Below are 16,509 nucleotides of genomic sequence, written 5' to 3' on the forward strand. Positions count from 1 at the left end.
CAGCGGGATGTCTGGACGGGACCAGGCATCTGGAGCAGGGGACAGGTCGTCGGTGTTGGTTTCGCCGGTGACCTTGAACACGCGCAGGCTGATCTTGTCGGCCAGGGTCGGGCGGTTCTTGAACCACTCGCCGTCAGCCCAGGACTGCAGCACGCCTTTAGCGTGAACGTTACCGTTCTTGGCGCGTTCAGCAACGTCGTGGAAGGCATCGAACATCAGCAGGGTGTGCTTGAGTTCTTCGGCAGCTACTGGTGCCAGTTCGGCGTCGTCCAGCAGGTTGACCAGGGTCACGATGTTGTAGCCGCCCTGCATGGTGCCGAGCAGTTCAACAGCGCGCTTCTTGTCGATCAGGGGGGATTTGGCTTCGCCTTTGGCGAGGGCGGACAGGAAGCCGGCCTTGACATAGGCCGCTTCGTCCACGCCAGGTGGAACGCGATTGGTGATCAGGTCAACGAGGAAAGCTTCTTCGCCAGCCGGAGGATTCTTCAGCAGCTCGACCAGGCCTGCAGTTTGTTCGGCGTTAAGTGGCTGGGGAACGATACCCAGTGCTGCACGCTCTTCGATATGTTTGCGGTAGGCTTCAAGCACAGTTATTACCCTCATCAGTGGTCCCAAATGGGTGTCCGGGACGCTCATCCCGAAATTGCCGTACTCATGCGCTGCATGGCGTTGTGAGCCACTTAGCCAGAATTACCGACAATTCCTTACAGAAGCTGCTTTCAAAGTTTTACGCCTGCAGAACGGGAGCTGATGAGGGTTGGCGTTGAGCTTTTCCCCGCTGGAAAAACCCTTCGCCAACACCGCTCTGAAGGAACGACTGTGCTCGTGACGCTTTGAAAACAGCTTCAAACGGACATTGGCGCCTTAAAAAGGCTGGCTGATTCTACGGCAAAAAAAAATTAAAGGTAAGTTAGCCCTCGAATTTTGAGGGGTGATGAATGTTAGACAAAGGGCTAACATGCGGACCTGTCAGTTTTCCCCGTGTTTTGCCTACCTCTATGCCCAATCAGACTATCAAGACGCCATGCGTCGGCCTTTGCTCCACTGTTTACGGTGATTTGGTGTGCCGTGGCTGTAAGCGTTTCCACCATGAAGTGATCAACTGGAATGGCTACAACGAGGAGGAGAAGCGCGCCGTATGGCTTCGACTTGAACAATTGCTGTCCCAAGTGATGGCCAGCAAGCTGGAGGTGTTCGACCCCCAGCGCCTGCGTTTGCAGCTGGAGCAACGCAAGATTCGTTTTGTGCCGCATCAGTCAGAGTATTGCTGGGCGTATCAACTGATTGCCCGAGGGGCGCGGGTGATCAACAACCTGGAGGCTTACGGGATGGTGTTGATGCCGGAATTCCGCGACTGGAACCTGCCGGAATTGCGCGATGCCATTGATCGGGAATTTTTCCTCCTGTCCGAGGCGCACTACCAGCGCTACATCGCCCCGGGTTTTCTGCAAGACGCCTTTGGCGCCTAGAAACTTCGCGAGCAGTTCGAATAGTTGCACCGCTCGCGAAAGTTTGCGCCCCGACGTTAAGCATCTCAATGCTTGTCAGCCAACTCCTCCAGATGATCCTCGATCTCCCGCGGCTTGAGCACCAGCACGTCACTCTCCACCGAATCCAGCACCACTTCAGCCGTATTGCCGATCAATGCCCCTGACAGTCCGCTGCGCGCCACGGTGCCAATCACGGTCACAGCCGCCTGCAGCTTGTGCGCCATGAACGGTATCAAAACGTCTGCCGGGCCTTCTTCGATGTGCAGGTGCGAGTCGTCGATGTCGAACTCTGCCTGGAACGCCCGGCACTGCTCGCGATAGCGCGCCTCGATGGTTTCGCTGAGCTGCAACGTGGGATCGGCGGCGGACAACATCGGCGACGGATGAGCGCTGACGACGTGTAGGTGCGCCTTGGCCAGGCCGGCGATGTCATAGCCATGATCGATGATGGTGTTGTGCAGGTGGCGGTGTTCAGGGTCGGTATTGCCGACATCGACGGCCGCCAGAATCACTTTGTCTTTCCAGGAACCGGCGGTTTTTACCAGCAGCACGGGGGTAGGGCACGCGCGAAGCAACTTCCAGTCATCCGGGGTCAGCAGTGCCTTTTTCAGCGGGCTGTCCGGGAAGTGCTGCTTGACCACCAGCCCGCAGCCTTCAGCTTGCTGCACCTCGACGATGGTTTCGTGCAGGCTCTTATGCCAGGCCTGTTCGGTGGTGACGCTGTAACCGTCCGCCACCAGGGCCGCCTTGAGCACGCCCAGCATGCCGCTGTGATCATGCTTGGGGTCGCCGACCAGCAGGTGCAAGTGCGCCTGAGTCACACCGGCAATCAATTTGGCCCGTTTGAGCGCCAGGCTCTCCGAGTGTTCGGGTTCTATGACCACCAGAATGCTGCGAATGGCTTGCATGATCGGGATCTCCTGAAGAAAAAAGCACGGCGTTGCACAACTATAGTTGCTGCCCGGCATCCGGCGACTTGATGCATATCAATGGTTGGCCGCTGGTGGTCTGCGGGCAGGCCGGTATAATCGGCGCCCTTCGATTTGAACCACTTATCCGTGAGCCCCATGATCCTTCCCGAAATTCACGAGTTCCTCGGCTGCCGTACCCCCGACGGCTGGGTTCAGGCCGCACTGGCCGATCAGGAAACCCTGCTGATCGACCACAAGAACTGCGAATTCAAGGCCGCCAGCACCGCGCTGAGCCTGATTGCCAAGTATCACTCCCACGTCGACCTGATCAACCTGATGTCGCGCCTGGCCCGGGAAGAACTGGTGCACCACGAGCAGGTCATGCGCCTGATGAAAAAGCGCAAGATCGAGCTGCGCCAACTGTCTGCCGGGCGATACGCCTCGGGTTTGCGCAAAGTGGTGCGTAGCCACGAACCGGTCAAACTGGTGGACACCCTGGTGGTCGGCGCGTTTATCGAGGCCCGTAGCTGCGAGCGTTTCGAGGCACTGGTGCCGCACCTGGACGAAGAACTGGGCAAGTTCTACTTCGGGCTGCTGAAAAGCGAGGCCCGGCATTTTCAGGGTTACCTGAAACTGGCCTATCAGTACGGCGATGCCAAGGATATCGCCCAGGTGATCGACAAGGTCCGCGCCGCCGAGCAGGAACTGATCGAGTCGCCAGACGTAGAATTCCGTTTCCACAGCGGTGTCCCACAGCGGCCTGACACAGACTGTTAAACGTCCTCGCGAGTCAACCCAAGGCGCTCGTGCCAGTCGGCGATGGATTCTTCGGGATAAACGTCGAATTGCTGATCGCCAGGGTGCGCCTCGACCTCCACCCACGGTGCTTTCGAGCCGAGCATCAGGTGCGTGTGCTCCGGTGGCACCGGCAACGGAGTGTCGATGGCGGACGCGAACGGGTGGATCAGCTCCGGCCACTCAGGGCTGAACAGCCACAAACCACTCCCGCACAGTGAGCAGAAATGCCGCTCGGCGCTGCTGCTATGGGCGCGTTTGTCGCCGTCATTCTTGAGCCGCGCATGGTAAATCGCGATGTGCTTTCGCCCGTGTACCTTAAGGCTTGCGGCATCGCCGCCGAGGTTGATCGCATACCCGCCACCGCCCTGTGTCTTGCGGCAGATCGAGCAGTAGCAACGCTGATAAGGGTAGGGGTGGGCGCTGTTCAAACTGAACGACACCGCGCCGCAATGACAGGAGCCTTCGAGCTGCATGGCAACCTCCGACCGGTCTGGGGTTTATCCAGACAGCCTAGACCGGTACCAGAATCGCATCGCCGGTCGCTACCAGTTTCAGTTGATCGCCGGTTTGTGCAAACAGCTCGGCGCGGGCGAACACCTGTTTCTTGCCAGCCTTTACCACCCGACCCCGAACGACGAACGCTTCACCGATTGCAGGCGCCAGGCAGTTGACCGAAAAGTGCGACGCCAGCACGTTGCCGGCGACCGTGCCGGCAGCAAAACCGCACGCCGTGTCGAGCAGCGCGCCAATCAGGCCAGCGTGCAGGAAGCCTGCATATTGCGCCATATCGGTTTCGCGAAAAGCCATGGTCAGCTCGGCTTCGCCACTTGCGGCATGGGTCACTTCGAAATCGGCCCAGCGGTTGAAGGCTGAGGTTGAGTTGATCTGTTTCAGTGCTTCGAGCATGGCGAATCCCTCCGGTTGAGACACCAACATGCGCCTGGGATGGAGGGAAGTCATGATGGATAAGGGAGAGTGATGGGGCGGTGGATTTGTGGTGAATGGGCCGCCGCTATCGCGAGCAAGCTCGGCTCCTACAGGGTGTTGTGAACGCCTGTAGGAGCCGGGCTTGCCCGCGATGAACGATAACGCGGTCCTGCTGGACGCCCACTCACGGCCAAGGCAGCATGGGCGCCTCCATCACCGGGGCTGACTCATGCGACGACTACCTTCTCTGGCAGCACTGCGAACCTTCGAATGTGCTGCCCGTCACGCGCATTTTGGCCGGGCGGCGGCGGAGTTGTGTGTCACCGACAGCGCTGTCAGTCACCAGATTCGCCAGTTGGAAGAACAGCTGGGCGTGTCGCTGTTTGTGCGTGAAGGTCGCCAGATTCGCCCGACGATGGCCGCCGGGCGCTTGATGCAGAGCTTGCAGCAGGCCTTCGAATTGATCGGCGATGCCTGCGACGAACTGCGCGATCCGTCATCACTGGCAGTGTTGCGACTGGCGGTGACCGCCGAGCTGGCACAAAAATGGTTGATGAGCCGCCTCACGGATTTTTACGCGCGCTATCCGCACATCACCTTGCACCTCTATGAACAACCCATTGATGCGACGGCACCCGGGGAAGACATCGACCTGGCGATCACCTATGGCACGGGCCCGGTGGACAGCAGCGCGTACTTCGTCCGGCCATTGCCGGCATTGCAGTTCTTTCCGGTGTGCAGCCCCGGTCTGTTCAACCAGGGTACGTTGAAAGCACCCAAGGATCTGGCGCGCCATTGCCTGTTGCACGACGATCAGGACGGCAAGACCTGGACCGCTTGGCTGACCAGCCATGCCGGGGATCAACGCCCCGAACGGCAGTTGTATTTCGCCCACGCGGGCCTGGCACTGGAAGCAGCGGCCCAAGGGCAGGGCGTGGCAATGGGCGACAACCTGACGGCTCAGGAGGACTTGCTCAGCGGGCGTCTGGTGCGGCCGTTCACGTCCAGCATGACGGCGCTCGGCCAATACGCACTGGTATGCGAACGGGTGCGGCTGGAGCGTCCGGCCGTGGCGCAGATGCTGGAATGGTTCAACGATCAACTGATCGATTGATGAGTTGAATTCAAGTGTTCCGAAATAATCATCGTTGGCGAGCAAGGCGCCAGCGACCTTAGCCTGTGGTCATTCCAATCCCCGTTGATGAGGTTTGAACATGGCACGTTTGCTCGACTCCACCCCCAAACAAGACGGCTTCCGCCTGCCTGGCGAATTCGAAACCAAGTCCGGCTGCTGGCTCGGCTGGCCGGAGCGCACCGACGTCTGGCGCAACGGCGCCAAGCCCGCGCAGAAAGTCTGGGTGCAAATCGTCACCGCCATCTCGCACAGCGAACCGGTGACCGTGTGTGCCTCCGCCGCCCAATTCGCCACCGCCCGCCGCCAGCTTCCACCTCAGGTGCGCGTGGTGGAAATGACCTGCAACGACACCTGGTTCCGCGACAGCGGCCCGTGCTTTGTGGTCAACGACCAGAGTGGGGAAGTGCGCGGCGTCGACTTTGAGTTCAACGCTTATGGTGGCCTTGACGGAGGTTTGTACTACCCGTGGGACAAGGACGATCAGATCGCCAGCAAGATTCTCGAAATCGAACGTTTCGACCGCTACCGCGCACCGTTGATTGCCGAGTTGGGTGGCATTCAAAGCGACGGCCAAGGCAGCATCCTCACCACCGAGCAATGCCTGCTAAACCGCAACCGCAATCAGCATTTGGGCAAGGAAGAGGTCACGCGCCGACTGACCGATTACCTCGGCGCCGAGCAAGTCATCTGGCTGCCGCGCGGTTGCAAGTTCGACGAAACCGACGGCCACGTCGACGATCTCGCCTGCTTCGTGCGACCCGGTGAAGTGGTGCTGCAATGGACCGACAACCGCGATGACCCGCAGTGGGAAATCTATCAGGAGGCCTACGACATCCTGCGCAGCACCCGTGACAGCCGTGGTCGCGAGCTGATCGTGCATAAACTGCCGCAACCGGATGTACTGCAATGGACCGCTGCAGAAGCCGAAGGGCTGGATCAGCAAGACAGCACGCATACGCGCCAGGCCGGGACGCAGATATGCGCGTCGTATATCAACTACTACGCCGGCAATACGTCGATCGTGGTGCCGTTGTTCGGTGACCGTCACGATCAGGCGGCGCTGGCAACGCTGGCCGAACTGTTCCCGACTCACACAATTGTCGGTATCGAAAACTCCCGGGAAATCCTCCTCGGCGGCGGCAATGTCGCGTGCATCACCATGCCGCAATACGCGGCGCCTGCCCGCAACAAAAAGGACGTTTGAACATGGGCCTGCACAAACTGACTCAAGCGTTAATGCTGGTGCTTGCACCCCTGTGTGTGCAGGCCGCCGACACCACCAGACCGGTGGTCAACCTGTATATCTGGGGCGAGTACCTGGCCCCGGATACGTTGAAGAATTTCGAGGCGAAAACCGGTATCCATGTGGTCGCTGATCACTTTGATTCACTGGAAACCGTCGAAACCAAACTGCTGACCGGACGCAGCGGTTATGACCTGGTGCTAACGGCGGGGCAGCACTTATCGCGGGCGATCCAGAGTGGCGCGATCCAGACGCTGGACCACCAGCAAATACCGCATTTTCAAGGTGTCGGCGACGAATTCCGCGAACACATGGTGGTGTTTGATCCCGGCAATCGCTACGCCGGTATCTATGCGTGGGGCACCACCGGCGTCGGCTATCAGGAACAGGCCGTAGAACAGCGTTTACCGCACGCACCAACGGACAGTTGGGCGATGCTGTTCGACCCGGCAGTGGTGTCGAAATTTGCCGATTGCGGGGTCAGCCTGCTCAACGATCCCAACGAAGTGTTTGCGGCGGTCATGAAGTACATGGGCCTGGACATCAACCGTCAGAACCTGGATGACCTGAAGCTGGCCGAGCAGCAATTGGCGAAAATTCGCCCGTTTATCCGCTATTTTGACAATGACCTGAACATCAGCGATCTGGCCAACGGCAACACCTGTGTGGCGATGTCGTGGAACGGCAACGTGGCCATCGCTGCCGGACAGGCAGCGGCTGCGAACAAGCCATTCACGCTGACTTACCGGATCCCGAAGGAAGGCACGTTGATCTGGTTTGACGCGATGGTCATCCCCAAGGATGCGCCGCATCCCGAGGCGGGACTGGCGTTGATGGATTATTTGATGACGCCGGAGGTGATTGCGCCGATTACCGACACCATTCATTACGCCAATGCGATTACGGCAGCGGATGGCTTGATTGATCCGGCGATTCGCAATGATCCGGGGACGTATCCGACGGCGCAGGTGAAGGCCTCGTTGTACAGCAAGAATGATAATGGGAAGGCGTTTAACCGGGCATTGATCCGGGCGTTTAGCCGGTTGAAATCCGGGTTGTGATGGGCGTTGGGTAATGGGGTGAATGTGATTCCGCCATCGCGAGCAAGCTCGGCTCCTACATTGGTCTTGTGAACGCCACAAATCCACTGTGGGAGCCGAGCTTGGTCCGGGCGGCGTTCCGACGATGAACGATAACGCGGTCTACTTGCTAGGCACCCGCCACAAATACCACGCCGCCACCGTCCGGTATGGGCTCCACGCCAGCCCGATCTCGACCATCTGCTTGCGTGTTGGTTGTACTTCCAGCCCCTTCAGCCGCCGATACCCCTCACGCACGCCGAAGTCATCGGCCGGCAAAATATCCGGCCGTTCGAGGCTGTAGATCAACAACATCTCAACCGTCCAGCGCCCGACGCCGCGCAAGGTCACCAGTCGCGAGATCAGGTCCTCATCTTCCATCGCCAATGCCGTGGCGTAATCCGGCACCACGCCGTCCAGGGTCGCTTGGGCAATCCCTTGAATGGTCGCGATTTTGCCTGCCGAGAACCCGCAACTGCGCAATTGATCGAACCCTGTCGCCAGAATCTGCTCGGGCCGTGGAAAGCTCACCGATGGAAACAGCGCCAGCAACCGGCCGACAATCGCATCACCGGCCTTGGCGTGCAGTTGCTGGTAGGCAATCGCCCGCACCAGCGACTCATACGGATCACGAGCCGCATGAGGCTGATGCAGGCACGGGCCGATGGCGGCGATGTGGCGCGCCCAGTCGTCGTCCAGGGCCGCCAGGAAAGCGCTCTCGGCTTGATAGGGATCGGGCATGGCGATCAAGCAGTCCCGGCAGGTTTGAGCAAGGCGTTGATCTCGCCGTAGGTGAACGCCTTGAGGTGACTGCTGTCGAGTTTGCCGGTTTCCAGAAAGCTTTTTGAAAGGCCGGCCATCGCACCGTAAAGAAACTCGGCGATGCCCGAACCGGCACTCAAGCGTCGCACGCCCAAGGCTTGCAGCGCGTCGGGCGAGGGCAGGCTCGCCAGTCCCAGCACGTTTACCGGCAGCGCGGTGCCTTGGCACAACGCCGCGATTTCATACTCCGCCGAGACGCCCGCCGCAAACAACCCGTCGGCACCCGCCGCCTGGTATAACGCGGCGCGCCTGAGTGTCTCGGCGACGCGATCCTCGGCCGGCACCAATCCGCGGAGGTACACATCGGTGCGTGCATTGATAAACAGTTTCACATTGCGCTGATCGGCGACCTTGCGCGCCACTTCGATTTTGCGCACCAGCAGCTCGGGCGGGGACGCGCCGTCCTCGATATTGATCCCGACCGCCCCGGCGTCAATCACCGCCTCAATCACTTGCGCAACGCGCGCAAGGTCATCGGAATAGCCAGCCTCGATGTCCACCGTCAACGGCACGGAAATCACCCGGGCGATGGATTCGACGGTCGATACCAGGCGTTCGACGGGCAGGGCATTACCGTCCGCATAACCATGAGCCCACGCCACCGCCGCACTGCTGGTGGCGACCGCTTTACAGCCCAGTTGCTCGACGATCCGCGCCCCGGTGGCATCGGCGACGTTGGTGAGGATCAACAAGCCTTGCTGGTGCAACTGGTGGAATTGGTTGTCCATCGAATGTCCTTCCTTATGACGGTTGAGAAATTCAGAACGCGAGTGGTTGGGTGAGCTGCACCGCCGCGTTTTCCAGCCGTAGCAGAAACGCCTTGCGCGGTTGTCCTCCACCATAGCCGGTCAACGAGCCGTCCGCACCGATCACCCGGTGGCAGGGCACCACGATGGCCAGTCGATTGCGCCCGTTGGCCAGGCCCACGGCGCGGCTGGCACCGGGCTTGCCCAGTCGTGCGGCAATGGCGCCGTAGGTGCTGGTCTGGCCATAGGGGATAGTAGCCAGTTGCGCCCACACCTGGCGGGCGAAGTCGCTGCCCGGCAAGTGCAATGGCACGCTGAAGTGCGTGAGCTTGCCGGCGAAGTACTGCGCCAGTTCGGCCTCGATGTGTTGCAGATGGGCGTGATGTCCCGGCGCGACAGCGTAGTCATGCCGGTGCTGCAGTTCTTCGATTTCCCGGGTCAATGCCGGGCGATCGAGGAACTCCAGCAGCACCAGCCCGCGACGCTCAGCCATGGCGATCATCGGCCCCAGTGGCGTGGTCAGCCGGGTAAAGAGCAGCGGTTCACTTTGAGCGGCCCGGCCCGGCGTAATGTGGAACGACTTCTGAAAAGCGTCACGAAAGCCGCTGAGCGATTCATAACCTGAGTCGAATGCCGCGCTGTCGATGGAGTCGCCCTGTTTGATCCCGCCCAGCGCCATACCGAGGCGGCGGGTGCGCAGCCAGGCGTGAAAGGTCATGCCGAAATGCTGCTTGAACCAGCGCCGCAACTTCAGCGGCTCGATGCCCTCGGCCAGCAACTGGGCGTCAGTCCAGCGCTGCTCGGGATCGGCGTCCACCGACTTCAGCAGCGTCTGCACCCACTCCGGCGCGATGGCCGCAGCGTCCAGCGGTTTGCAGCGCAGACATGCGCGATAACCCGCCGCCATGCATTCATCGGCGTGCGCAAAGAACTCGACGTTCTCCGGTTTCGGCGAACGCGCCGTACAGCCGGGGCGGCAGAAGATCCCGGTGGTTTTCACGGCCGTGAAGAACACTCCTTCATAGGCAGTGTCGCGTTCGAGCATGGCGCGAACCATTTCGGCGTGGGGCGGCAGTAAAGCGGTCTGTATGTTCATGGGGTGAGCATAAAACCCTGCAAGCGGGGACTCCACCGCAAAATCGACAGTGAATTTTCGTCGTGCTGAACTACAGTTTTCGGGTTATTGACCAGCCAGCCATTCAGGAACCGATTTCATGCCACCGTTCACGATTCAACACATTGATCACATTGTGCTGCGCGTCCAGGACCTGGAGCGAAGTATCACGTTTTATGCTCAGGTGTTCGGCGCTGAGCTGGTCAAGCGCCAAGACAATCTGGGGCTGGTGCACCTGCGCGCCGGGACCTCGATGATTGACCTTGTCAGCCTCGACGGTGAGCTCGGGCGCAAGGGCGGCGCTGCCGCGGGTCAGGAGGGGCGTAACCTCGACCATGTCTGCCTGCGTATCGAACCCTTTGATGAGGCGGCGCTTGTCAGCCACTTGCAGTCGTTTGGTCTGACAGTGGAGAAAGCCGCCACGCGCTTTGGTGCTGAAGGTTATGGCTTGTCGCTTTATTGTTTCGACCCGGATGGTAACCAGGTCGAGCTCAAAGGGCCGTCCACTGATCAGCCTTAGGCATCCCCAAGCCGCTATCGTAAAAACTCGATTCGGGGCAAGCGAACTTCAAGGCATCAAACCGGCCACTCGATAGGATTCGATCATTTGGTCGTACACCGAAATGTCGTTGCGCCCTCGGGACACCAGTTGCGCACCTTGAATGGCGGCAAATATCGACAGTGCTTGCCGTTCAAGTGCTTCTGGCTGAACGTCTGGCTGTTTCAGCGCCAGCACCTTGGCCAACCATCGAACGTTCGTATCCGTGAACCCGTCCACTTCGACGCGTACTTCGGCCGGGAGATCGTGGTGCTCGGCCGCCAGGATTCCGCACAGGCACATCCGATTGTCGTTTTCCAGGGCTGCGCGGAAGGCGGCCGTGTAGTCCTTCATCATCGACTTCGGGTCTTGTGATTCCACCAGTAACTGATCCAGATACGCGGCGGTGTCTTCGGTGTAGCGTCGAGCCAGAGCAGCACCCAAATCACCCTTGGTTGGGAAGTGGTAGTGGATGCTGGCGCTTTTGATCCCCACTTCTTTCGCCAACTCGCGAAAACTCAATGCGTTGTAGCCGCGGGCCTGCACGACTCTACGGGCTGCTTGCAGGATGGTTTGCTTGGTATCGATTGTTGTCATGCTGTTTTTGCCTACCTATCGATAGATATCGGTTGACCTGAACGATCGCTGGCCGCATTGTCTACCTCCCGATAGATAGATGGCAATGGAGTTAACGTGAAGATCTACGATATCCCCGGTTTTCCTAGCCCGTTACGTATTCGAGTGGTCATCGCCGAGAAGGCGTTGGCGTCCAGCATCGAGTTCATCAAGATCGATTTGCCGGCAGCCGAACACAAACAAAGCGCTTTTTTAGCGATCAACCCCACCGGCACCGTGCCGGTTCTGGAACTGGATGACGGCACTTATCTGTCCGAATGCACGGCCATTACCGAGTATCTCGACAACCTTGATGGCAATCCCACGCTCACTGGCACAACGCCGAAAGAGAAGGGGATGATCCACATGATGCAGAAACGCGCCGACGACCAGCTCATCGAAGCCATCGGCATCTATTTTCACCACGCGACCGACGGGCTCGGGCCTCAATTGAAAGCCTATAAAAGCCCCGAGTGGAGCGACCGGGTCGTATGGGGCGAGATGCACCGTGAGAAAGCTATCAACGGCATGAAGTATTTCGACCAGGTCTTGAGATCGCAGCCTTACGTGGCCGGCGATCAATTCTCGATGGCGGACATCACCGTTTGGGCGGGCTTGATCTTCGCCGGTTTCGCTCAAATTGCGATTCCGGATGAGTGCACTGCGCTCCTCGCATGGAACGCAAAAACAGGTGAGCGGCCAAGCGTGAAAAACCCGGCCTGATCCTGTCTGAAGGCCTTACTGCGCCCCGGCCGTCAATCGGTACGGGGCGTTTGCGTTTTCGTTCAGCGTATAAGCCGAGATCGGGCTACGCCGGGCTTTGTTGAACGAAGCGCCCAAGCAGCCACCTACGCTAAAAAATGCCGGATGTTTCTTTGATTTTTTTGGATGACTTCACGCGTTTAACGAAGTGTGTTTAAAAACACTTGGTGTTACGTCCCGAAGGCTACAAGACCTTGCGCCGTTACCTACGATCAAGCCAGAATCCGCCGGCTTGTGCGGCTACGGGGTGGGCTATATCGTTTCCCTGTCACTGAAAAACAGTGATCGGGTTTGGTAGCCCGTCTAGAAGCCGCATGACAACACCTTATGTAGTCTCTTTTTGGGACTCTGTTTTTATGGTGGTCATGCGTGGGGCTCCATTGTGAGCGCCGGGTTTCCAGCTTCTACCGGTCTACCAACCCACGTATGGCCGCCACCCCTTCGTTTGGTAGCGAGGGTGATGGCTCCTCAATATTAGAAGTTGGAGTTCATCTATGTTCAAAGTAACACCTAACCCGCCGGACACCGATTCACCCGATACCGATCCGCCAACCGCCGAGTCAGTATCCCCGTACGAAACCCTCGACCCCAAAAAACTCCACGACGCCGCCGAACGCGCGCTCAACTTCTATCTCAATCCGGCGGCGCTCATGAACAACACCCCACGCAAACCCAGCACCATTTACATGATTGCCCCAGACGTCGACCATGAAACCTTGCTGGTTCAAACGTGCGAGAACATGGCGTCGGCCAGTGTCATGGCCAGCAACGTCGCGGCATCGCTAGAGGGGACTCATCGCAGTAACGTGCTGGCGCTGCAGCAGGTCATCATGCTGGGGGAGCTGGCGGTGAATCGAATGCTGGATAACTTCGTTCCGCCTAAGTAATCACGTGTATCACGTTGGCGGGGGAGCTTGCTTCCTCGCTATCGATACACCTCCGGCGCATCCGCCGCATTCAGCTTCTGGATCACCCACGCAATGAACGCCGACACGGCGAGCGGCAACTGTCGACGGCTCGGATACAGCACGTTAAAACCGTAGCCGTGGGGCTGGTATTGCGGTAGCACCGGGACGAGCACTCCCGCCTGAACGTCGAGCCTGGCCATCATGGGCGGGAGCAACGCGATGCCGAGCCCGGCCACGGCGGCCTTGCGCAGTGCTTGCGCGGTATTGCCACTGAAGCGCCCGGCAACTTGCACCTCTTCCTCACCGTTGGGCCCGACCAGGCGCCACGTAGCATGACCACCGGGTTGCGCGGAGATCACGCAATCGTGGTTCAACAGGTCCTGCAGTGTGCTCGGTGAGCCGCGCGCCGCGATGTAGGAGGGGCTGGCCACCATCCCGACGCTGCGAGGGTCGAGAATCTGGCGACCGACATAGCCTGAGTCGCGCAAGGAGCCGCCACGAAAAGCGACGTCAATCTGCTCGGCAATCAAGTCAGCCTTCACATCGCTGAGCACGAAGTCGAGCCGCACGCGCGGATGCATCGCCAAAAAATCGGTCACCCATTCCATCTGAAAGAAGTCGAAAAAGTCGGCCGGAGCCGCCACGCGCACCCAGCCGCTCGGTTCGTTGCTGCCTGTTAACAACGCCTGACCCGCGTCGAGCAGGCCGTCGACCGCGCCCGCGCAACGCTCATGAAAGTCCTGGCCGGCGCTGGTCAGCGTGAGCTTGCGGGTGGAGCGTTGCAGCAGGCGCGTACCCAGATGCGCTTCGAGCTGCTGGATGCGCCGACTCACGGTATTGGGCGGCATGCCGAGGCGTCGCGCCGCCTCTGCAAAGCTGCCGCTGCGTACCACCTGCACAAACATGGCGATGTCATTGAGGTCGATCATGGCGGGTCATTCCTGTCGCTGGTGGACGAGTGCAATCCAATTGTATCGACTTATCAAGTAATCGCCTTGGCCCTATTGTTTCAGGCATCGGGTCGCAAGGCTCCCAACTCCGCATTGCAGGCAATCATCATGACCGTTCAGCAACAGCCTCCCATTGGCATCGCACCAGACGCCAAGCATCGCGCCATCAGCTACCGCACCACCGGCAGCGGGCATGGCTCGATTGTCCGACTGATGAGTCCTTCCGATCTGGGCCACCTGATCAAGCCATTCGTGTTCCTTGACCTGTTCGAAGGTGAGAGCTCATTCATCGGGGGGATGCCCATGCACCCACACTCGGGGATCGCCACCGTCACCGTCATTACTGAAGGCAATTTGCGCTTCGAGGATGCCGAATCGGGTGCGGGGACGATTGACTATGGCGGTGTTGAATGGATGCGCGCGGGGGGCGGGGTGTGGCATGGGAAGGAAATGTCGGTCGGGACATCGAAGCGGATTCAAGGCTTTCAACTGTGGGTTGCACTGCCGCCCGCGTTGGAAAACGCAAGTGTCGACAGCCAGTACCTGGAGTCAAACGTGATGCCTGAAGTGGGGCCGGCGCGGGTGATTCTTGGCGCGTACCAAGGTGTCCAAAGCCCGGTCCGCGCTCCGGCGGGCATGAACTACTTGCTGGTCACGCTTCCGGCCGGGCAGTCCTGGACCTATGTGCCACCGGATGGGCACGAATCTTTGTGGTTAAGTGTCAGCCGGGGATCGCTCGGCGCACCAGGCCTGGTCACGGCGGGTGAAATGGTTATCTTCGAACCCGGTAGCGGGGCAGTGACGCTGAAGGCCATGCATCAGGATACGGTCTTCGTGATCGGGTCCGCGGAACCTCATCCCCATGATCTTGCGCTGGGCAGCTACTCGGTTCACACCAACCCGCAGGCCTTGCGTGCGGGGGAGGCAAAAATTGCGGAGATTGGCGTTCGGTTGCGTGAGTACCTGCGAACGCCAAACCCGTCGGCGAGCGTGCCGGTTTTCAAGTAACCCCAGCGCCGGCGAACGCGTCGATCCGAGCCGTTATCCACTCACGGCCATACGCAAGCACGCTATCTGCCAGGGCGGTCGGAAAATGAATAAACCCGTGGGGACATGACGGCAACACATGCACCTCGACCGGTGCCGATTTGGTCCATCGTGCGGCTAATTCGATTGTGTCGTCTCTCAAGGGGTCCAGCTCGCCGGCAAACATCAGCGCCGGCGGGAAACCCGTAAAGTCGCCGTACAGCGGTGACAAGGGTGGCTGCCGGCGTTGCTGGTCATTGAGGTCCGGCGTCAGCCTGCGCAACGCTTCAACCATGCCGGGGCCGTCCAACACCAGCGTTTCAGGGGGCGCCGCACGCACGCTCGCTGTTCCCGTCAAATCGTAGACGCCGTAATACAACAGCGCACCGCTCACCCGTTGAAGCAAGTCGGGTGATAGCGCCAGCAACGTTGCCGCAGCAAGATGCGCCCCGGCCGATTCACCGACGACGATCACGGGCAGTCCCGCAGACTCTTCACAACTGTCATTCAGTAACCAGCGTGCTGCACACAGGCAATCCTCCATGACACCTTCAATCGGCGTCGATAGAGCAAGCCGGTAATCGACCGAGACGACCGTGACGCTGCAGGTATTCACCATCGCAACGTTGAAGTTGTCATCCATCTGCGCGTTGCCGATCACCCAACCGCCACCATGGAAATCCAGCACAACGCCCTTTGCTTTACCTCTGGGCCGGATGATCCGAACGGGCACTGAAACGCCGCCCACACTCACCACTTTTCTTTCAGCCTTGAGCCCATGCTTTCGCAATTTACCCGCGCCGCCGATTTGACTGGCGCGCAGCAAGGCCTGGATCACTCGAGGCATGAGGCGATTGCGGATTCGAAAGCGCGGCAACCAGGCGAGCTTCTTGTTGAAGTCGCGCACTTGCGCCAATGCCCGCTCGTCAGCAGGCCAAGGCGATTTGATCCCCTCGTTGGCATTCATCATCAGCGGTTGTTGCGCAAGATGGAAAAATTCAACGCAGCGGCGACGCAAAGCCACCCAAGGTAAGGCAGCAGAATCAACCCAGTGATCACATCAAGCTGCAACGCCATCACCACCATCACCGCGACCACCAGCCAGAGCAGCGTCAGGATCAACATTCCGGTGAACATGCGCTGCGCGCCGAAGAACACCGGTGTCCACAGCGTATTCAGCGCAATCTGCGCCGCCCATAACGCCAACACCTCCTGACTGCCAGGTATCAGGGTCAACCGGTACCCGGCCCAGGCGAGTAAAAGGTAGATCGTCGACCAAGCGACTGGAAACACCCAGTTGGGTGGGGTGAAGGCGGGTTTGACCAGCGATTCGTACCACTGGCCCGGTTTGAAAAAGAAGCCTGTGCTTGCGGCGGCACCGCAGGCTAGAAGAAAAACAAGAAAGGTCATCGGCGATCCTTGGCTGAGGGTAGCTCTTTAAGGCT

General features: G+C 59.6%; 19 protein-coding genes and 1 pseudogene. 9 read left to right on the forward strand and 11 right to left on the reverse strand.

Features of this window, described 5'->3' with window-relative positions:
- Nucleotides 1-588 (reverse strand): annotated as a pseudogene (locus AC1D2P_RS19745) (bifunctional aconitate hydratase 2/2-methylisocitrate dehydratase); the annotation flags it as partial.
- Between the two features lie 410 nt (nt 589-998).
- Between AC1D2P_RS19745 and AC1D2P_RS19750 the strand changes: the two are divergent.
- Nucleotides 999-1,469 carry a DUF1289 domain-containing protein gene (locus tag AC1D2P_RS19750; RefSeq protein ID WP_223523621.1) on the forward strand — a complete coding sequence of 157 codons (471 nt, stop codon included), beginning with the start codon at nt 999-1,001 and terminating at the stop codon, nt 1,467-1,469.
- A gap of 65 nt (nt 1,470-1,534) precedes the next feature.
- Here the strand turns inward: AC1D2P_RS19750 and AC1D2P_RS19755 are convergent, their stop codons facing one another.
- Nucleotides 1,535-2,398 (reverse strand): universal stress protein, encoded by an 864-nt coding sequence (locus AC1D2P_RS19755; RefSeq protein ID WP_109786577.1) that lies wholly within the window; start codon nt 2,396-2,398, stop codon nt 1,535-1,537.
- A gap of 159 nt (nt 2,399-2,557) precedes the next feature.
- On the opposite strand from AC1D2P_RS19755, the gene AC1D2P_RS19760 reads away from it, so the two are divergent.
- Nucleotides 2,558-3,178: a MiaE family protein gene (locus AC1D2P_RS19760; protein WP_477758282.1), complete on the forward strand. Its 621-nt coding sequence runs from the start codon at nt 2,558-2,560 to the stop codon at nt 3,176-3,178.
- On the opposite strand, the gene AC1D2P_RS19765 is transcribed toward AC1D2P_RS19760, so the two are convergent.
- Both AC1D2P_RS19765 and AC1D2P_RS19770 read right to left on the reverse strand, forming a co-directional pair.
- Nucleotides 3,175-3,672 carry a GFA family protein gene (locus AC1D2P_RS19765; protein ID WP_077432046.1) on the reverse strand — a complete coding sequence of 166 codons (498 nt, stop codon included), beginning with the start codon at nt 3,670-3,672 and terminating at the stop codon, nt 3,175-3,177. The two genes, AC1D2P_RS19760 and AC1D2P_RS19765, sit on opposite strands and share 4 nt — an antisense overlap.
- A 37-nt stretch (nt 3,673-3,709) precedes the next feature.
- On the reverse strand, nt 3,710-4,105 hold the full coding sequence (locus AC1D2P_RS19770) for a PaaI family thioesterase (RefSeq protein ID WP_046032071.1): 396 nt from the start codon (nt 4,103-4,105) through the stop codon (nt 3,710-3,712).
- A 250-nt stretch (nt 4,106-4,355) separates the two neighbouring features.
- On the opposite strand from AC1D2P_RS19770, the gene AC1D2P_RS19775 reads away from it, so the two are divergent.
- From AC1D2P_RS19775 to AC1D2P_RS19785, 3 genes are all read left to right on the forward strand, one after another.
- Nucleotides 4,356-5,240 (forward strand): LysR substrate-binding domain-containing protein, encoded by an 885-nt coding sequence (locus AC1D2P_RS19775; protein ID WP_077432223.1) that lies wholly within the window; start codon nt 4,356-4,358, stop codon nt 5,238-5,240.
- A 100-nt stretch (nt 5,241-5,340) separates the two neighbouring features.
- A complete protein-coding gene (gene aguA, locus AC1D2P_RS19780) occupies nt 5,341-6,465 on the forward strand; it encodes an agmatine deiminase (RefSeq protein WP_477758283.1) in 1,125 nt (374 codons plus the stop codon).
- 2 nt (nt 6,466-6,467) lie between these two features.
- The gene (locus AC1D2P_RS19785; protein WP_477758284.1) at nt 6,468-7,565 is read left to right on the forward strand and encodes an extracellular solute-binding protein; all 1,098 of its coding nucleotides are present in this window, start codon (nt 6,468-6,470) and stop codon (nt 7,563-7,565) included.
- A gap of 141 nt (nt 7,566-7,706) precedes the next feature.
- Here AC1D2P_RS19785 and AC1D2P_RS19790 read toward each other — a convergent pair whose 3' ends face one another.
- The 3 genes from AC1D2P_RS19790 to AC1D2P_RS19800 are packed head-to-tail and all read right to left on the reverse strand — an operon-like array spanning nt 7,707 to nt 10,247.
- Complete coding sequence (locus AC1D2P_RS19790) at nt 7,707-8,324, reverse strand: DNA-3-methyladenine glycosylase family protein (protein ID WP_223523601.1); 618 nt, start codon at nt 8,322-8,324, stop codon at nt 7,707-7,709.
- A gap of 5 nt (nt 8,325-8,329) precedes the next feature.
- Nucleotides 8,330-9,133, reverse strand: coding sequence for an isocitrate lyase/PEP mutase family protein (locus AC1D2P_RS19795; protein WP_223523599.1), 804 nt, complete (start codon nt 9,131-9,133; stop codon nt 8,330-8,332).
- A 31-nt stretch (nt 9,134-9,164) separates the two neighbouring features.
- On the reverse strand, nt 9,165-10,247 hold the full coding sequence (locus tag AC1D2P_RS19800; protein WP_477758285.1) for a bifunctional transcriptional activator/DNA repair enzyme AdaA: 1,083 nt from the start codon (nt 10,245-10,247) through the stop codon (nt 9,165-9,167).
- A gap of 118 nt (nt 10,248-10,365) precedes the next feature.
- Here AC1D2P_RS19800 and AC1D2P_RS19805 point away from each other — a divergent pair, with 118 nt between their 5' ends.
- Entirely contained in the window at nt 10,366-10,785 is a 420-nt protein-coding gene (locus AC1D2P_RS19805; RefSeq protein ID WP_477758286.1) for a VOC family protein, read from the forward strand.
- Between the two features lie 48 nt (nt 10,786-10,833).
- Here the strand turns inward: AC1D2P_RS19805 and AC1D2P_RS19810 are convergent, their stop codons facing one another.
- Nucleotides 10,834-11,400 (reverse strand): TetR/AcrR family transcriptional regulator, encoded by a 567-nt coding sequence (locus AC1D2P_RS19810; protein WP_046032079.1) that lies wholly within the window; start codon nt 11,398-11,400, stop codon nt 10,834-10,836.
- A 96-nt stretch (nt 11,401-11,496) separates the two neighbouring features.
- On the opposite strand from AC1D2P_RS19810, the gene AC1D2P_RS19815 reads away from it, so the two are divergent.
- Together AC1D2P_RS19815 and AC1D2P_RS19820 are read left to right on the forward strand one after the other, a co-directional pair.
- Complete coding sequence (locus AC1D2P_RS19815) at nt 11,497-12,141, forward strand: glutathione S-transferase (protein WP_109786568.1); 645 nt, start codon at nt 11,497-11,499, stop codon at nt 12,139-12,141.
- 533 nt (nt 12,142-12,674) lie between these two features.
- The gene (locus tag AC1D2P_RS19820; RefSeq protein ID WP_109786567.1) at nt 12,675-13,067 is read left to right on the forward strand and encodes a DUF6124 family protein; all 393 of its coding nucleotides are present in this window, start codon (nt 12,675-12,677) and stop codon (nt 13,065-13,067) included.
- A gap of 38 nt (nt 13,068-13,105) precedes the next feature.
- On the opposite strand, the gene AC1D2P_RS19825 is transcribed toward AC1D2P_RS19820, so the two are convergent.
- On the reverse strand, nt 13,106-14,017 hold the full coding sequence (locus tag AC1D2P_RS19825) for a LysR family transcriptional regulator (RefSeq protein WP_477758287.1): 912 nt from the start codon (nt 14,015-14,017) through the stop codon (nt 13,106-13,108).
- 129 nt (nt 14,018-14,146) lie between these two features.
- On the opposite strand from AC1D2P_RS19825, the gene AC1D2P_RS19830 reads away from it, so the two are divergent.
- Nucleotides 14,147-15,046, forward strand: coding sequence for a pirin family protein (locus AC1D2P_RS19830; RefSeq protein ID WP_258668352.1), 900 nt, complete (start codon nt 14,147-14,149; stop codon nt 15,044-15,046).
- Here AC1D2P_RS19830 and AC1D2P_RS19835 read toward each other — a convergent pair.
- Together AC1D2P_RS19835 and tspO are read right to left on the reverse strand one after the other, a co-directional pair.
- Nucleotides 15,039-16,034 carry an alpha/beta hydrolase fold domain-containing protein gene (locus tag AC1D2P_RS19835; protein ID WP_046032083.1) on the reverse strand — a complete coding sequence of 332 codons (996 nt, stop codon included), beginning with the start codon at nt 16,032-16,034 and terminating at the stop codon, nt 15,039-15,041. The genes AC1D2P_RS19830 and AC1D2P_RS19835 overlap by 8 nt on opposite strands.
- Complete coding sequence (tspO, locus tag AC1D2P_RS19840; RefSeq protein ID WP_046032084.1) at nt 16,034-16,474, reverse strand: tryptophan-rich sensory protein TspO; 441 nt, start codon at nt 16,472-16,474, stop codon at nt 16,034-16,036. The genes AC1D2P_RS19835 and tspO overlap by 1 nt, the downstream gene beginning before the upstream one ends.
- Between the last annotated feature and the right edge of the window lie 35 nt (nt 16,475-16,509).

The sequence above is a fragment of the Pseudomonas sp. P1_F1_2 genome (genome assembly GCF_056405815.1).

Excerpts from the sequence above, each read along its gene's own strand:
- AC1D2P_RS19765 (WP_077432046.1), bottom strand. The coding sequence starts at position 3,672 with ATGCAGCTCGAAGGCTCCTGTCATTGCGGCGCGGTGTCGTTCAGTTTG.
- AC1D2P_RS19825 (WP_477758287.1), bottom strand. The coding sequence starts at position 14,017 with ATGATCGACCTCAATGACATCGCCATGTTTGTGCAGGTGGTACGCAGC.
- AC1D2P_RS19820 (WP_109786567.1), top strand. The coding sequence starts at position 12,675 with ATGTTCAAAGTAACACCTAACCCGCCGGACACCGATTCACCCGATACC.
- AC1D2P_RS19785 (WP_477758284.1), top strand. The coding sequence starts at position 6,468 with ATGGGCCTGCACAAACTGACTCAAGCGTTAATGCTGGTGCTTGCACCC.
- AC1D2P_RS19775 (WP_077432223.1), top strand. The coding sequence starts at position 4,356 with ATGCGACGACTACCTTCTCTGGCAGCACTGCGAACCTTCGAATGTGCT.
- AC1D2P_RS19760 (WP_477758282.1), top strand. The coding sequence starts at position 2,558 with ATGATCCTTCCCGAAATTCACGAGTTCCTCGGCTGCCGTACCCCCGAC.
- AC1D2P_RS19755 (WP_109786577.1), bottom strand. The coding sequence starts at position 2,398 with ATGCAAGCCATTCGCAGCATTCTGGTGGTCATAGAACCCGAACACTCG.
- AC1D2P_RS19835 (WP_046032083.1), bottom strand. The coding sequence starts at position 16,034 with ATGATGAATGCCAACGAGGGGATCAAATCGCCTTGGCCTGCTGACGAG.
- tspO (WP_046032084.1), bottom strand. The coding sequence starts at position 16,474 with ATGACCTTTCTTGTTTTTCTTCTAGCCTGCGGTGCCGCCGCAAGCACA.
- AC1D2P_RS19810 (WP_046032079.1), bottom strand. The coding sequence starts at position 11,400 with ATGACAACAATCGATACCAAGCAAACCATCCTGCAAGCAGCCCGTAGA.
- AC1D2P_RS19830 (WP_258668352.1), top strand. The coding sequence starts at position 14,147 with ATGACCGTTCAGCAACAGCCTCCCATTGGCATCGCACCAGACGCCAAG.
- AC1D2P_RS19800 (WP_477758285.1), bottom strand. The coding sequence starts at position 10,247 with ATGAACATACAGACCGCTTTACTGCCGCCCCACGCCGAAATGGTTCGC.
- AC1D2P_RS19770 (WP_046032071.1), bottom strand. The coding sequence starts at position 4,105 with ATGCTCGAAGCACTGAAACAGATCAACTCAACCTCAGCCTTCAACCGC.
- AC1D2P_RS19750 (WP_223523621.1), top strand. The coding sequence starts at position 999 with ATGCCCAATCAGACTATCAAGACGCCATGCGTCGGCCTTTGCTCCACT.
- AC1D2P_RS19790 (WP_223523601.1), bottom strand. The coding sequence starts at position 8,324 with ATGCCCGATCCCTATCAAGCCGAGAGCGCTTTCCTGGCGGCCCTGGAC.
- aguA (WP_477758283.1), top strand. The coding sequence starts at position 5,341 with ATGGCACGTTTGCTCGACTCCACCCCCAAACAAGACGGCTTCCGCCTG.
- AC1D2P_RS19795 (WP_223523599.1), bottom strand. The coding sequence starts at position 9,133 with ATGGACAACCAATTCCACCAGTTGCACCAGCAAGGCTTGTTGATCCTC.
- AC1D2P_RS19805 (WP_477758286.1), top strand. The coding sequence starts at position 10,366 with ATGCCACCGTTCACGATTCAACACATTGATCACATTGTGCTGCGCGTC.